This is a genomic window from Saliniramus fredricksonii (assembly GCF_900094735.1).
Lineage (GTDB): Bacteria > Pseudomonadota > Alphaproteobacteria > Rhizobiales > Beijerinckiaceae > Saliniramus > Saliniramus fredricksonii.
On record NZ_FMBM01000002.1, the window covers coordinates 1,687,166 to 1,701,644 of the forward strand.

13 protein-coding genes are annotated in these 14,479 nt (G+C 64.0%); 8 read left to right on the top strand and 5 right to left on the bottom strand.

Going from position 1 to position 14,479, the window contains the following annotated elements:
- Positions 1-154: 154 nt before the first annotated feature.
- The 3 genes from GA0071312_RS14240 to GA0071312_RS14250 all read right to left on the bottom strand — a co-directional run bounded on the left by GA0071312_RS14240 (position 155) and on the right by GA0071312_RS14250 (position 2,424).
- Complete coding sequence (locus GA0071312_RS14240) at positions 155-787, bottom strand: Fic family protein (RefSeq protein ID WP_338056853.1); 633 nt, start codon at positions 785-787, stop codon at positions 155-157.
- Entirely contained in the window at positions 768-971 is a 204-nt protein-coding gene (locus GA0071312_RS14245; protein WP_074445497.1) for a hypothetical protein, read from the bottom strand. Before GA0071312_RS14245 ends, GA0071312_RS14240 begins: the two co-directional genes overlap by 20 nt.
- Before the next feature lie 172 nt (positions 972-1,143).
- The gene (locus tag GA0071312_RS14250) at positions 1,144-2,424 is read right to left on the bottom strand and encodes an O-acetylhomoserine aminocarboxypropyltransferase (RefSeq protein ID WP_074446208.1); all 1,281 of its coding nucleotides are present in this window, start codon (positions 2,422-2,424) and stop codon (positions 1,144-1,146) included.
- Positions 2,425-2,718: 294 nt separating this feature from the next.
- Between GA0071312_RS14250 and GA0071312_RS14255 the strand changes: the two genes are divergently transcribed.
- The 8 genes from GA0071312_RS14255 (at position 2,719) to GA0071312_RS14290 (ending at position 11,792) form a co-directional block, all read left to right on the top strand.
- A complete protein-coding gene (locus GA0071312_RS14255) occupies positions 2,719-4,038 on the top strand; it encodes a homoserine dehydrogenase (protein ID WP_074445498.1) in 1,320 nt (439 codons plus the stop codon).
- 48 nt (positions 4,039-4,086) lie between these two features.
- Entirely contained in the window at positions 4,087-5,082 is a 996-nt protein-coding gene (gene glpX, locus GA0071312_RS14260) for a class II fructose-bisphosphatase (protein WP_074445499.1), read from the top strand.
- 50 nt (positions 5,083-5,132) lie between these two features.
- Complete coding sequence (locus GA0071312_RS14265; RefSeq protein WP_074445500.1) at positions 5,133-5,345, top strand: hypothetical protein; 213 nt, start codon at positions 5,133-5,135, stop codon at positions 5,343-5,345.
- Positions 5,346-5,486: 141 nt separating this feature from the next.
- The gene (locus GA0071312_RS14270) at positions 5,487-6,161 is read left to right on the top strand and encodes a protein-L-isoaspartate O-methyltransferase family protein (RefSeq protein WP_074445501.1); all 675 of its coding nucleotides are present in this window, start codon (positions 5,487-5,489) and stop codon (positions 6,159-6,161) included.
- 210 nt (positions 6,162-6,371) lie between these two features.
- Positions 6,372-7,730, top strand: coding sequence for a TolC family outer membrane protein (locus GA0071312_RS14275; RefSeq protein ID WP_238947230.1), 1,359 nt, complete (start codon positions 6,372-6,374; stop codon positions 7,728-7,730).
- Between the two features lie 125 nt (positions 7,731-7,855).
- Entirely contained in the window at positions 7,856-8,611 is a 756-nt protein-coding gene (locus GA0071312_RS14280; RefSeq protein ID WP_074445502.1) for a PopZ family protein, read from the top strand.
- Between the two features lie 162 nt (positions 8,612-8,773).
- The gene (locus GA0071312_RS14285; RefSeq protein ID WP_074445503.1) at positions 8,774-11,485 is read left to right on the top strand and encodes a valine--tRNA ligase; all 2,712 of its coding nucleotides are present in this window, start codon (positions 8,774-8,776) and stop codon (positions 11,483-11,485) included.
- 76 nt (positions 11,486-11,561) lie between these two features.
- On the top strand, positions 11,562-11,792 hold the full coding sequence (locus GA0071312_RS14290) for a sulfurtransferase TusA family protein (RefSeq protein WP_074445504.1): 231 nt from the start codon (positions 11,562-11,564) through the stop codon (positions 11,790-11,792).
- A 39-nt stretch (positions 11,793-11,831) separates the two neighbouring features.
- On the opposite strand, the gene GA0071312_RS14295 is transcribed toward GA0071312_RS14290, so the two are convergent.
- Both GA0071312_RS14295 and GA0071312_RS14300 read right to left on the bottom strand, forming a co-directional pair.
- On the bottom strand, positions 11,832-12,176 hold the full coding sequence (locus GA0071312_RS14295) for a hypothetical protein (RefSeq protein ID WP_131817823.1): 345 nt from the start codon (positions 12,174-12,176) through the stop codon (positions 11,832-11,834).
- Between the two features lie 89 nt (positions 12,177-12,265).
- Positions 12,266-14,446, bottom strand: coding sequence for a sodium-translocating pyrophosphatase (locus GA0071312_RS14300; protein ID WP_074445506.1), 2,181 nt, complete (start codon positions 14,444-14,446; stop codon positions 12,266-12,268).
- Positions 14,447-14,479: the final 33 nt, after the last annotated feature.

Genomic DNA, 14,479 nt, shown 5'->3' on the forward strand with positions numbered 1-14,479 from the left:
CATTTCCGCAAGCACTGTTTCTACCAAAGAGACGCGGTCTCCGCGACGCCAATTCAACCGATATGCCGCTTCGGCAAACCCTGGCCTGCAATTGACCTAGAAACCCAGGCTTCCAGCGTCATCGGAAACGATACCACCAGCCGCTCTGTAGACACTAAGGAGCTGGGTTGCGAGCATGTTGCCGAGAAGCTCCTCCATGCGACAGGTCGAGGCGCCCCTCTGACCAAGAGCGATCAGCGGCATCGAGCGCATCGAAATAAGGCTGCCGCCGCTCGACGATCTGGTCTGGGATGGTCGGGGTTCCGGGTAGGACATAACCGGTCTTGATCGACATTACGACGTAGGAGAGGATCCGGGATGTCCTGCCATTGCCATCCGCGAACGGGTGTATCCAGTTCAGGCGCCACATAAGATAAGCGCCCGGATGAAGGGACGTTGCGTCCACCCAATTTGCGTTCACGTAATCGCACATCTCCTCGACGAGTTCAGGAACGATGTGGGAGTCGGGTGGAGTATGTGCACTGCCCTCAATCGAAACGCCGGCCGGGCGAAAATTTCCGGCAAACATGCTCAAGCCCTGTAGGGCCTCGCGATGAAGGCTCAGGATCAAGGAGACCCGCAATCTGAAGCACCCACCCCGCTCGAGCGCCGACTGAACCGTCGCAATTCCGGCATCGTATTGCCTGAGACCGTTTCTGGCCTCGACCTCGGCCTTTTCGACAGGATCACTGATCAGTTGCGGCTCGAATGCGCGACTGTCCCGCTTGTCAGGACCGCTGGCCATCATCGCCTTGTGCCTTCGCCTCACGCGCAAGACGCTCGGACTGTTCGGCGACCATCTCCCGCGTGATCCGGCTGTTTTCGAAAGCGGTATTGCCGTAGGCGAAACTCCGGCGCTGCTCTTCTCGCTGTTCGGGGGACTGCCTGATCCGCCGCGCGGCTTCGATCAGCTCCGAAAGGGCGCCCGTCATTTCCACCTCCCTCGATTCGACATGTCATTGAACAACGCTTCGCGCGCATTGACGAATCGTTTCTCGAGAAACAACTGGATTTCTGTAACGACACAACCAGAAAATTGCGGCACACACCCCGAAACCCAACCGGCGCCCCGCATCCGGGCGCCGGTCCTCTTTTCCGCTGGCCTTACCCCGCGAGCGCCTGATCGAGATCGGCGATCAGGTCGGCCACGTCCTCGATGCCGATGGAGAGGCGCACCACCTCCGGGCCGGCGCCGGCGGCGACGCGCTGTTCGTCGGTGAGCTGGCGATGGGTGGTGGAGGCCGGGTGGATGACCAGCGAGCGGGTATCGCCGATATTGGCCAGATGCGAGAACAGCTGCAGGTTGGAAACCAGCGAGACGCCCGCATCATAGCCGCCCTTGAGGCCGAAGGTGAAGACGGCGCCGGCGCCCTTGGGGCAATAGCGCTTGGCGAGTGCGTTGTAGCGATCGCCTTCCAGCCCCGGATAGCTGACCCATTCCACCGCCGGATGGGCAGCGAGATGCTTCGCCACGGCCAGCGCATTGTCGGAATGGCGCTGCATGCGCAAAGGCAGCGTCTCGATCCCGGTGAGGATCATGAAGGCGTTGAAGGGCGAGAGCGCCGGGCCGAGATCGCGCAGGCCGAGGACGCGGGTGGCGATGGCGAAGGCGAAATTGCCGAAGGTCTCGCCGAGCACCATGCCGTTATATTCCGGACGCGGCGCCGAGAGCATCGGATAGCGCTTGTCGCCGACCCAGTTGAAGCTGCCGCCATCGACGATCAGCCCGCCGATGGAATTGCCGTGGCCGCCGAGGAACTTCGTCGCCGAATGCACGATGATGTCGGCGCCGTGCTCGAAGGGCCGCACGAGATACGGCGTGCCCATGGTGTTGTCGACAATGAGCGGAATGTTGTGCTTCTTGGCGATCTCGGCGATCGCCGCGATATCGACGATCACGCCGCCCGGATTGGCGATCGATTCGATGAAAATCGCCTTGGTCTTGTCGGTGACGGCGGCGTCGAAGGTGGCGGGATCCTCCGTATCGGCCCATTTCACCTGCCAGCCGAAATTCTTGTAGGAATGGGTGAACTGGTTGATCGAACCGCCATAGAGCTTCTTGGCCGCAATGAACTCGTCCCCCGGCTCCATCAGCGCGTGCAGCGTCAGGAACTCCGCCGCGTGGCCGGATGCCACGGCGAGCGCCGCCGTACCGCCTTCGAGCGCCGCGACGCGCTGCTCCAGCACGGCGCAGGTCGGATTCGTGATCCGCGAATAGATATTGCCGAAGGCCTGCAACCCGAACAGCGACGCCGCGTGATCCACATCGTCGAAGACGAAGGAGGTGGTCTGGTAGATCGGCGTGGCGCGCGCGCCGGTCGCGGGATCCGGCGTCGCACCGGCATGAATGGCGAGGGTATCGAAACCGGGCACTTGTTCTGTCATCGCTTGCATCTCCCTTGCGCGCCTGGCGCGGAATTGTTGCCCGAACGCGCCATGCGCAAATTCGTGCCTTGTAAAGAACGATCGTTCTTTTAATAGAACACACCGGAAGCGTCAACGCAGTGATCCCCGCCCTCCTCCGGAGGCGACGCCATCGTGGCAGATATGTGCATGAGCGGCGAATCGCTGCTTCACTTCCTTGAACCGCACGGAAAAACCGTGCAAGACAGGCACCAATCGACGCCAAGGCCGGCAGCTTCCGGAACCATGCGCGTCGGACTGATTTGGGTGAGATTGATGACGAAGCAATTGCGGATCGGCCTGGCCGGACTCGGCACAGTCGGAGCGTCCCTTGTGCGGCTTCTCCAGATGCACGGCGCAGCGATAGGCGCACGTGCCGGTCGCCCGATGGCCATCACCGCCGTGAGCGCCCGCGACCGCAAGCGCGATCGCGGCATCGATCTCTCCGGCCTCGCCTGGTTCGACGATGCGGTCGCCCTCGCCGGCTCCGCCGACATCGATTGCTTCGTCGAACTGATCGGCGGGGACGAGGGGCCGGCGCGCGAAGCCGTCGAGGCGGCACTGAAATCCGGCAAGCATGTGGTCACCGCCAACAAGGCGCTGCTGGCCAAGCACGGCAATGCCCTCGCGGCTCTGGCCGAGGAAAACGGCGTGCATCTCGCCTTCGAGGCCTCGGCTGCCGGCGGAATTCCCATCGTCAAGACCATGCGCGAGGCGCTGGCCGGCAACCGTGTGACGCGGCTCTACGGCATCCTCAACGGCACCTGCAACTACATCCTCTCGCGGATGGAAGCGGAGGGCCTCTCCTTCGCCGAATGCCTCGCCGATGCCCAGCGGCTCGGCTATGCCGAGGCCGACCCGACCTTCGATATCGAGGGCTATGACACGGCGCACAAGCTGGCGCTCCTGACGAGTCTCGCCTTCGGCACGCAGGTCGATGCGGATGCGATCTATGTCGAGGGGATTTCGGCCATCGCCCCGCTCGATCTGAAAATGGCCGATGATCTCGGCTTTCGCATCAAGCTGCTCGGCGTCGCCGAGCGCACCAGGACCGGGATCGAGCAGCGCGTCCATCCGACGATGGTGCCCCGGGATTCGGCCATCGCGCAGGTCATGGGCGTCACCAACGCCGTGACCATCGATGCCGATGCGGTGGGTGAACTCACCCTGATCGGGCCCGGGGCGGGCGGTGACGCTACGGCCTCCGCCGTTCTGGCCGATATCGCCGATGTCGCCGGCACGCCGCCGCGCCCGCCATTCGGCTGGCCCGTCGCGCAGATGGAGCTGGCCGAGCGCGCGCCGATGCAGCGCCACGAGGGCGGCTACTATGTACGCCTTGCTGTCTACGATCGCCCGGGCGCCGCCGCCGGAATCGCAAGGCACATGGCCGAGAATGACATCTCGCTGGAGAGCATCCTGCAACGCCGTTCCGAGGCCGCCGCGCTCGATCCGACCGGGCGCTCCGGCGCGCCGGTGCCGGTGGTGCTGATCACCTATGCGACGAGCGAGGGCGCGGTGCGCGAGGCGATCCGGCAGATCGCCGAGGACGGCTTGATCGCCGAGGATGCGCAAGTCATCCGGATCGAGAGAGAATAAGAGAAATCGCGGTCGCCGGACGGCGATCACATTCGGAGGCTGGCCCCCATGGTTGACAAGAAAATCACCCCCAACCCGTTCATCGAACGTATCCTCACCCTCGAACTCGTCCGCGTGACCGAACGCGCCGCCGTCTCAGCCGCGCGTCTGCGCGGGCGCGGCGACGAGAAAGCCGCCGACCAGGCCGCGGTGGATGCCATGCGCCGCGAACTCAACAAGCTCCAGATCGACGGCACCGTCGTCATCGGCGAGGGCGAGCGCGACGAGGCGCCGATGCTCTTCATCGGGGAGAAGGTCGGGAACGGCGACGGGCCGAAGGTCGATATCGCCGTCGATCCGCTGGAAGGCACCACCCTTTGCGCCAAGGACATGCCGGGCTCCGTTGCCGTCATGGCCATGGCGGAAGCCGGGACGCTGCTGGCCGCACCCGACGTCTACATGAACAAGATCGCCATCGGCCCGGGCTATCCCAAGGGCGTGGTCGATCTCGATGCCAGCCCGCAGGACAATATCCACGCGCTCGCAAAGGCAAAGGGCGTGGCCCCCTCCGACATCACCGCCCTGATCCTCGATCGCCCGCGCCACCATGAACTGATCGCCGCCATCCGCGCCACCGGCGCGAGCGTGCGGCTGATCAGCGACGGTGACGTGGCCGGCGTGATCTACACGGCGATGCCGGAGAAGACCGGGATCGACATCTATCTCGGCATCGGCGCCGCGCCGGAAGGCGTGCTTGCGGCGGGCGCCCTGCGCTGCATCGGCGGCCAGATGCAGACCCGCCTGATCCTCGATCGCGAGGATACGCGGGCGCGGGCCAAGGCAATGGGCGTCACGGATCCCGAAAAGAAATACGACATGACCGAGCTCGCTTCCGGCGATGTCATCGTCGCGCTGACCGGCGTGACCGACGGTGCGCTGGTCTCCGGTGTGCGTTTCGGCCCCGAGGTGATCGAGACCGAGACGGTCGTCTACCGCTCGGCCACCGGCACGGTGCGCTCCATCCATGCCGAACACCGCGATTTCGACAAGTTCCACCTGGATTGAGTTCCCTGTCCGCTTGATCCGCAACTCTCGAAATCGGCGAGCACAGCTGCATGACTGACGAGCGAAACGACACGATCATCCTGACTTCCGCGCTTCTGGCCGGGCTCGATCACGCCCGGCAATCGGAGCCGGAGCAGCCTTCGCGGCAGGACCTGGCCACGCGCATCATCGCCGAGTGGTTGCTGGCGCGCGGCCATCTGCGCGGGCAAGGCTTTGACGAGGGGAAACGTCCCGATGATCTGAACACGGGCAACGATGATTGACATCGGCGCGCAGATGCCGACCTGCTTGCGCTGCAGGCCTTGCGTGCCGGGTCATGTGCACAGAGTCTTGCGTTTTGCGCGCTGATGCCACAAAACCCGGCTTGCCGGCACGGGGCCGGAAGCCATGCTGAGAGACGAGCCATGATCGATTACGCCAAAGTCCGCCGCATGATGGTCGACAACCAGCTGCGGACCTATGATATCAGCGATCTCGGCGTGCTTTCGGCCATGAACGAAGTGCCACGCGAGATCTTCGCGCCGGCGGATATGGCAAATCTCGCCTATTCCGACCGCCCGCTGGTGATCGCGCAGGCCGAAGACGGCGAGACGCGCCATTTCCTCGCGCCGATGGTCTTCGCCCGGATGCTGCAGAATCTCGATCTGAATGCGGGCGAGCGTCTCCTGATCCTCGCCGGCGCGCTTGGCTACGAGGCCGCCGTCGCGGCGCAGCTGGGCGTATCCGTCAGCATTGTCGAACCGGATGCGGCGCTGGCCGAGAAAACCCGGCAGAATCTGGCGCAGGCCGGACTGAGCGACGACGTCACCATCATCGACAAGCCGTTCGATGCCGATTTCGGCGTGGCGGACGGCTTTGACGCGATCCTGGTCAATGCAGCCGTCGAGAAGCGCCCCGAAGCGCTGCTCGCACAGCTCGCCGATGGCGGTCGTCTGGTCACGGTGATGGGCGATGGCGGTCGCACGAGCCGGGTGACGCTGTTCGTGCGCTCAGGGGAGGTGATCGGCGACCGCCCGCTCTTCGACGCCGCAGCCCAGCCCCTGAAGGCCTTCCGCGAAGAGCCCGGTTTCGTTTTCTGAGGCGTTGCTCAAATGCCACGCTCCTGCCGCAATTGCGTCGGGTGCCACACGCGCCTTCCACGCGTCGTGAGAAAGGTTTAGGTTTCGTTGACAGTCGGGGCCCGGATGGGTGATTCCGCGCGTTCGTCATGGTGGCGCAGCAACGGGAAACGATTTGTGACCAGAGCAAAACCACGTTCTTTCGTCAGGTTCGTCGCGACGAGAGCCTTGTTGCTGACGGGCTTTGCGATGCTGGCGTTGCCCGGCTGGCATCAGGCGCATGCCGAGACGATCGATACCGCCCTCGCCCGCGCTTATCAGAATAGCCCGATCATCAATGCATCCCGCGCCAGCCTGCGCGCGACCAATGAAGGCGTGCCGCAGGCGCGCTCGGGCTATCGTCCGCGCATCAACGCCACCGCCGATATCGGCAGCCAGATTACCTGGCGGCCCAACCCGGTCACCGGCGCAATCGATTCTCGGTCACGCGATCCGCGCGGGATCGGCCTCGAAGTCACGCAGAACATTTTCGATAGCGGGCGCACCGGCAATGCCGTGCGCCGCGCCGAGACTCAGGTCCTCGCCGCGCGCATGCGGCTGGAAGCCACCGTGCAGCAGACGCTGTTTAACGGCGCCGAGATCTACATGAACGTCCTGCGCGACACGGCGATCCTGAATCTGCAGCGCAACAATGTCGAGGTTCTCGACGAACAGTTGCGGCAATCGCAGGACCGTTTCGAAGTCGGCGAAGTCACCCGCACCGATGTCGCGCAGGCCGAATCGCGGCTGGCTTCCGCGCGTTCGCAGGTCAGCCTGGCCGAAGCCAATCTGCGCGCGAATATCGGCCGGTATCGTCAGATCATCGGCTCGCAACCGCGCGAACTCGGTGCCGGGCGCGCCCCCGAGCGCCTGATTCCCGGCAATCTCGACAGCGCCCTCCATTTCGGCCTGACGGAGAATCCGTCGATCATCGCCGCGCGCCATGCGCTCGACGGCGCCCAGATCGCGGTGAAGGTCGCGGAGGCGGAACTTCTGCCGCGCGCCAGCGTGCGGGGCTCGATCGACCGGCGTTTCGACACGCAGCAGCGCGGCGATCGCCAGACCAGCGCCTCGATCACGGCGCAACTGACCGTGCCGCTCTATCAGGGCGGCGAGGTCTCCGCGCGGGTTCGCGCGGCAAAAGAGACCGTGAACGAGTTCCGTTTCGAACTCGAACAGGCCCGCGAGGAAGTGCGCGCCAATGTGATCACGGCCTGGGGCTCGCTGGAGGCCGCATCCGCGCAGATTCAGGCCGCCGAGATCCAGGTCGACGCGGCAGAGACAGCACTGACCGGTGTGCGCGAGGAGGCTCGCGTCGGCCAGCGCACCACGCTCGACGTGCTCAATGCGCAGCAGGAACTGCTGAATGCGCGTGTCAACCTGATTACCGCACAGCGTGACCGGGTCGTCGCGGCCTTCTCGCTGGTCCAGGCCATGGGTCGCCTGACGCCCCATCAGCTCGGCCTCGCCGTTGCCGAATACGATTCCCGCGAGCATTACGAGCAGGTTCGCAACCGCATCTGGGGCACCTCCACACCGTCTGGCGACTGATAAACGCCTGTGGGTGAAAGGCCTTCGCCCCTTTGCGCATCGCGCCCGCATCGTTTAACCATATAATGCATGACGCGACGGGTGATTCTCGTCGTCGGCGCACTCGATCGCGGTGAGAGTTTCGCATGAACCAGGCCAATCCGAAGACCGACGAACCCTCGATGGAAGAAATTCTGGCTTCGATCAGGCGCATCATCGCCGATGATCAGGAAGCTGCGAACAAGGGTGACGAGGAAGATCCGTTCGAGGCGGCGATGGCGGAAGCGATCGGCGATGACGGTTCGGAAATGCCGGAGGCATACGACGCCGCGCCACAGCAGCCGGAGGAAGACGACGACGATGACGTGCTCGATCTCGCCGAGGTCGGCGAAGCCGTCCCGCCGGCTGATCTCGCGCTCGAACATGACGATATCGATTTCCGCAATGAAGACGAACAGATCGATTTCGATGCCATCGATACCGGCGCAAGCGAAGAAGAAACGGAAGAACTGGCCGGGCAGGACGCCGTTGACGCGGCTTTTGATGCGATCGGCACCGATGGCGAAGAGGATGATGACGGGCTGGATTTCGCGCCCGCAGCCGCGCCTGAACCCGAGCCCGAATATGAACCCGAGCCGGAGCCCGCCTATGCCACGCCGGCGCAACACGCCTTCATCGACGAGGACCGCCTTATTTCGCAGGCCACCGACGAGGCCGTCGGCAATGCCTTCAACCAGCTCGCCCATACGGTGCTCTCCAATAACGGGCGCACCCTCGACGATCTGGTGAAGGAGATGCTGCGCCCGATGCTCAAGGTCTGGCTCGACGACAATCTGCCAACCATTGTCGAGCGCATGGTCCGGGCCGAGATCGAGCGGGTCTCACGCGGCGGCGGGCGCTGAACCCGGCACTCCGAGAGAACGATGAAGGCCCCTGCCCCGACTACGCAAGCCGTATGTCGCGCCGGAAGCGTCGTTCGTGCCGGTTGACTTGTCGGCGCCGCTGCTTTTTCTAGCGCTACGAACTCTGTATTTTCGTCAACACGGACACGACCGGCTCAAAGCATGATGGACAAGACCTTCGACCCCGCTGCCGTCGAGGCGCGTATCGCCGCGCGCTGGAATGATGCGGGCGCTTTTCGCGCCGGACGCCCCGAGCGCAAGGACGCCAGGCCCTACACCATCGTGATCCCGCCGCCGAACGTGACCGGTTCGCTGCATATGGGCCACGCGCTCAACAACACGATCCAGGACATCCTCTGCCGTTTCGAACGCATGCGCGGGCGCGACGTGCTCTGGCAGCCGGGCACGGATCATGCCGGCATCGCCACGCAGATGGTGGTCGAGCGCAAGCTCGCCGCCGAGGGCCGCCCCGACCGCCGCAGCCTGGGTCGGGCGAAATTCCTCGAAGAGGTCTGGGCCTTCAAGGAAGAGTCCGGCGGGCGCATCCGCCAGCAACTCGAGCGCATCGGCGCCTCCTGCGACTGGTCGCGCGAGCGCTTCACCATGGATGATGGCCTTTCGAAGGCGGTTTTGCGTTTCTTCGTCGAGCTCTACCGCCAGGGGCTGATGTATCGCGACAAGCGGCTCGTGAACTGGGATCCGAAATTCCAGACGGCGATTTCCGATCTCGAAGTGCAGCAGCTCGAGATCAAGGGCCATCTCTGGCACTTCCGCTACCCGATCGAGGGCGAGCCGGGGCGCTTCATCACCGTCGCGACAACGCGCCCCGAGACCATGCTCGGCGATACCGGCGTTGCGGTGCACCCGGAGGACGCGCGCTACAGGGATCTCGTCGGCAAGCACGTCATCCTGCCGCTGGTCGGCCGCCGCATCCCCATCGTCGCCGACGAATATTCCGATCCGGAAATCGGCTCCGGCGCGGTCAAGATGACGCCGGCGCATGATTTCAACGATTTCGAAGTGGGCAAGCGCCAGAACCTGCGCATGGTCAACATCTTCGATCCGGAGGCGCGAATCTGGCTCGAAGGCAACGATGCCTTTCTCGAAGGTCTTTCCGAGAGCCCCGATCTGACCGAGACAATGACCCTCCACGGTCTCGATCGCTTCGAGGCCCGCAAGCGCATCGTCGCGATGATGGAGGCGCGCGAACTCCTTGCCGAGATCGAGGACAACACCCATACCGTCCCCCATGGCGACCGTTCCGGCGTGCCGATCGAGCCCTATCTGACCGATCAATGGTATGTCGATGTCAAGCCGCTCGCCGAGAAGGCCATGGCCGCCGTGCGCGACGGGCGCACCAGCTTCGTGCCCAACAACTGGGAAAAGACCTATTTCCAGTGGCTGGAGAATATCGAGCCCTGGTGCGTCTCGCGCCAGCTCTGGTGGGGTCACCAGATACCGGCCTGGTATGACGAGGACGGCAATGTCTTCGTCGCCTATGACGAGGCTGAGGCGAAGGCACAGGCGCGCGAAAAGCATGGTCGCGATGTGCCGCTTCGCCGCGACGAGGACGTGCTCGACACCTGGTTCTCCTCCGCCCTGTGGCCGTTCTCCACGCTCGGCTGGCCGGACGAGACGCCGGAGCTGAAGCGGTATTACCCCACCGACGTGCTCGTCACCGGCTTCGACATCATCTTCTTCTGGGTCGCCCGAATGATGATGGCCGGGTTGCAATTCATGGATCAGACGCCCTTCCACACGGTCTACATCCACGCCCTCGTCCGCGACGAGAAGGGCGCGAAGATGTCGAAATCGAAGGGCAATGTCATCGATCCGCTCGACGTGGTCGAGCGATACGGCGCCGATGCCCTGCGCTTCACGCTCTCGGCCATGGCCGCGCAGGGGCGCGACATCAAGCTGTCCATGCAGCGCGTCGAGGGCTATCGCAATTTCGCGACCAAGATCTGGAACGCCGCGCGCTTTGCCGAGATGAATGGCTGTGAGCGCGTGGAGGGATTCGATCCGGCAAAGGTCGAGATCACCCTCAACAAATGGGTACTTTCCGAATGCGCGAGCGCGGCGGTGCAGATCGAGGCCGGGATCAGCGAATACAAGTTCAACGAGGCGGCGGGCGCGGCCTATCGCTTCGTCTGGAACGTGTTCTGCGACTGGTACCTCGAACTCGCCAAACCCGTCCTGCAGGGCGAGGACGGCCCGGCCAAGGACGAGACGCGCGCGACGACTGCCTATGTCATCGACCAGATCTGCAAGCTGCTGCACCCGTTCATGCCCTTCCTCACCGAGGAGCTTTGGGCGGTGAAGGGCGAGACCGGCCCCGCCCGCGACGAGACGCTGCTCGCGCTCGCCACCTGGCCGTCGCTGTCGCATCTGCGTGATGACGCCGCAGAAGCCGAGATCGGCTGGATCGTCGATCTCGTCAGCGAGATCCGCTCGGCGCGCGCCGAGACCAACGTGCCTGCCGGCGCGCAAATCACGCTTCAGCTGATCAATCCGAGTGCGGATGCCGCGGCCCGCGTCGCGCGCTGGGGTGACATGCTCAAGCGTCTGGCACGGCTGGAGACGATCGATACGGCGCAGGCCGCGCCGAAAGCGAGCGTGCAATTGCTGGTGCGCGGCGAAGTCGCGGCCCTGCCGCTCGAAGGCGTCGTTGATATCGCAGCCGAACGCGCGCGTCTTGACAAGGAGATCGCCAAGCTCGACGGCGAAGTGAAGAAGATCGATGCCAAGCTCGGCAATGCCGATTTCCTCAAACGCGCCCCGGAAGAGGTCGTCGAGGAGCAGCGCGAGCGGCGCGAAACCGCGCTGGCGCGCCGGGCGAAGGTGAGCGAAGCCGTAGAGCGGCTGCAGGCGTGAGCGCGGAGCGCGGGCTGATCACCGCCCGCCCCGGCGCCATCTCATGCAAGTTGGCAACAGATCAGACAGGCGGATCATGGCCGATAGCGACACCCTGCTCGACCTTCGCGGGCTGAAATGCCCCCTCCCCGCGCTCAAGACGCGCAAGGCGCTCTCGCGCGTCGCTGCGGGCACCGTCATCCGGGTGGAATGCACCGATCCGATGGCGGCAATCGACATCCCGCATCTGATCGGCGATACGGGGGACCATATTGAGGAGCAGAGCCGCGAAGGCGATCTGCTGGTTTTTCGGATTCGGAAGGCGTGAGGCCTCGGACAGGACCGCAGGGCGGATCGAAGCCGATGATTACTCGCCTGCCCGTGGCATAACGCGCGGTATCTCGGCATACTGAATATGGTTCTCAAGGAAAGCGCCTGGATTGATCCGGAACTCATCGGGAATGACGAAATTCGGATTGGTCCGGCGACCCGGATTGTCATCCAGCGGCACGTCCTTGTCCTTGTCGGTTTTGGGCTTCTCGATCTGCGACAGGCTGCGCGGATCGAGCGGATCGGAAGTCGCGGCTGCCTGCATCGCGGCATTGAACCGATGCGGCCCAGCCTGACAGATATCGTCACTTGCCAGCCGGCCCTGTGAAGGACTTAAAGAAATCATTGCTATGAACTCCAAAATACTTAAACCGCGAGCCACCTAACAAAAACATCCAACTATTTCAACATAATTCGGCCTGAGACAGAATCGGGCGGCTCCTGTTTGGCGCCGCCCGACATCTGTTCGGTTTACATTGCGGCCAACACACCGAGCAGCAGAAGCGCGATGATATTGGTGACCTTGATCAGCGGGTTCACCGCCGGGCCGGCCGTGTCCTTGTAGGGATCGCCGACCGTATCACCCGTGACCGAAGCCTTGTGCGCCTCCGAACCCTTCAGGTGCTTGACGCCATCCTTGTCGACGAAGCCGTCCTCGAAGGATTTCTTGGCGTTGTCCCAGGCGCCACCGCCAGAGGTCATCGAGATGGCGACGAACAGCCCCGTCACGATGACGCCGAGCAGCATGGCTCCCACAGCCGAGAAGGCCTGGTCCTTGCCCGCGATCAGATAGATCACGAGATAGGTGACCAGCGGCGCGAGCACAGGCAGCAGCGACGGCACGACCATTTCCTTGATTGCGGCCTTGGTCAGCATATCGACCGCGCGCCCGTAATCGGGGCGCTCCGTACCTTCCATGATGCCGGGCTTTTCCTTGAATTGCCGGCGCACTTCCTCGACCACGGCACCCGCCGCACGCCCGACCGCCGTCATCGCGATCCCGCCGAACAGGAACGGGATCAGTCCGCCGAAGAGAAGTCCGACCACGACATAGGGGTTGGAAAGCGAGAAATCAGGCGTGACCCCGGCGAAGTACTGGTAGCTGGTCGAGCCGGGTTCGTTCGCGGCGGAGATGAAGTAGTTCAGATCCGCCGTATAGGCGGTGAACAGGACCAGCGCGCCGAGACCCGCCGAACCGATGGCGTAGCCCTTGGTGACGGCTTTCGTGGTATTGCCGACCGCGTCGAGCGCGTCTGTCGATTGACGCACCTCCTTGGGCAGCCCCGCCATTTCCGCGATCCCGCCGGCATTGTCGGTGACAGGGCCGAAGGCGTCGAGGGCGACCACCATACCGGCCAGCGCCAGCATGGCCGTCACCGCGATGGCGATGCCGAACAGGCCTGCGAGCATGTACGAGGTGATGATGCCCGCCATGATCACCAAAGCGGGCAGCGCCGTCGATTCGAGCGAGATGGCGAGCCCCTGGATGACGTTGGTACCGTGGCCCGTCACCGATGACTGGGCGATGGAGCGCACAGGCCGGAAACCGACGCCCGTATAGTATTCGGTGATCACCACGATCAGCCCCGTGACGACGAGGCCGATAATCGCGCACAGCAGGAGCGAGAGAGAGGTGAAGCTCACCGCATCGACGCCGCCGCCGATAATCGGAACGCGTGCTTCCATCGTCGTGCCGAAGCCGCCGAACAATGCAACATTGGCCACGGCGACGGCAGCGATCGACAACACGCCCGTGGCGATGAAGCCCTTGTAGAGCGCACCCATGATCGACTGATCCTGGCCGAGCTTGACGAAGAAGGTCCCGATGATCGAGGTCACGATACAGGCCGCGCCGATGGCAAGCGGATACAGCATCATGGTCTCGAGATTCGCCTGACCGGCGAAGAAGATCGCGGCGAGCACCATGGTGGCGACGAAGGTCACGACATAGGTCTCGAACAGATCGGCCGCCATGCCGGCGCAATCGCCGACATTGTCGCCCACATTGTCAGCGATGGTGGCAGGATTGCGCGGATCATCCTCCGGGATCCCCGCCTCGACCTTGCCGACGAGATCGCCGCCGACATCCGCACCCTTGGTGAAGATACCGCCGCCGAGACGGGCGAAGATCGAGATCAGCGAGGCGCCGAAGCCCATGGCGACGAGCGAATCGATGACGAGGCGCCCGCCGGGATCAGCCCCGAGGGTGCGCGTCAGAATGAGATAGTAGACAGCCACGCCGAGCAGGGCGAGCCCAGCGACCAGCATTCCGGTCACCGCACCGGACTTGAAGGCTACATCGAGCCCGCCGGCGAGCGATTGCGAGGCCGCCTGGGCCGTGCGCACATTGGCGCGAACCGAGACGTTCATGCCGATGAAGCCGGCAGCAGCAGAGAGAACCGCGCCGATGGCGAAGCCGATCGCAACCCAGATCGAGAGCAGGAAGATGAGCACCACGAACAGCACCACGCCGACAACGGCGATGGTGATGTATTGACGCCAGAGATAGGCCTGCGCGCCTTCGGCGATCGCGGCAGCGATCTCCTGCATGCGTTGCGTGCCGGCATCTCGCTTCATCACGTCGTTGATGGCCCACAGGCCGTACGCGATCGACAACGCGCCCAGTATGATGATCAGGAACAATGCGAACATGTGACCGTCCTTGCCTTTGGGGGGTCCAGACGA

Excerpts from the sequence above, each read along its gene's own strand:
- GA0071312_RS14240 (WP_338056853.1), bottom strand. The coding sequence starts at position 787 with ATGATGGCCAGCGGTCCTGACAAGCGGGACAGTCGCGCATTCGAGCCG.
- GA0071312_RS14245 (WP_074445497.1), bottom strand. The coding sequence starts at position 971 with ATGACGGGCGCCCTTTCGGAGCTGATCGAAGCCGCGCGGCGGATCAGG.
- GA0071312_RS14250 (WP_074446208.1), bottom strand. The coding sequence starts at position 2,424 with ATGACAGAACAAGTGCCCGGTTTCGATACCCTCGCCATTCATGCCGGT.
- GA0071312_RS14255 (WP_074445498.1), top strand. The coding sequence starts at position 2,719 with ATGACGAAGCAATTGCGGATCGGCCTGGCCGGACTCGGCACAGTCGGA.
- glpX (WP_074445499.1), top strand. The coding sequence starts at position 4,087 with ATGGTTGACAAGAAAATCACCCCCAACCCGTTCATCGAACGTATCCTC.
- GA0071312_RS14265 (WP_074445500.1), top strand. The coding sequence starts at position 5,133 with ATGACTGACGAGCGAAACGACACGATCATCCTGACTTCCGCGCTTCTG.
- GA0071312_RS14270 (WP_074445501.1), top strand. The coding sequence starts at position 5,487 with ATGATCGATTACGCCAAAGTCCGCCGCATGATGGTCGACAACCAGCTG.
- GA0071312_RS14280 (WP_074445502.1), top strand. The coding sequence starts at position 7,856 with ATGAACCAGGCCAATCCGAAGACCGACGAACCCTCGATGGAAGAAATT.
- GA0071312_RS14285 (WP_074445503.1), top strand. The coding sequence starts at position 8,774 with ATGATGGACAAGACCTTCGACCCCGCTGCCGTCGAGGCGCGTATCGCC.
- GA0071312_RS14290 (WP_074445504.1), top strand. The coding sequence starts at position 11,562 with ATGGCCGATAGCGACACCCTGCTCGACCTTCGCGGGCTGAAATGCCCC.
- GA0071312_RS14300 (WP_074445506.1), bottom strand. The coding sequence starts at position 14,446 with ATGTTCGCATTGTTCCTGATCATCATACTGGGCGCGTTGTCGATCGCG.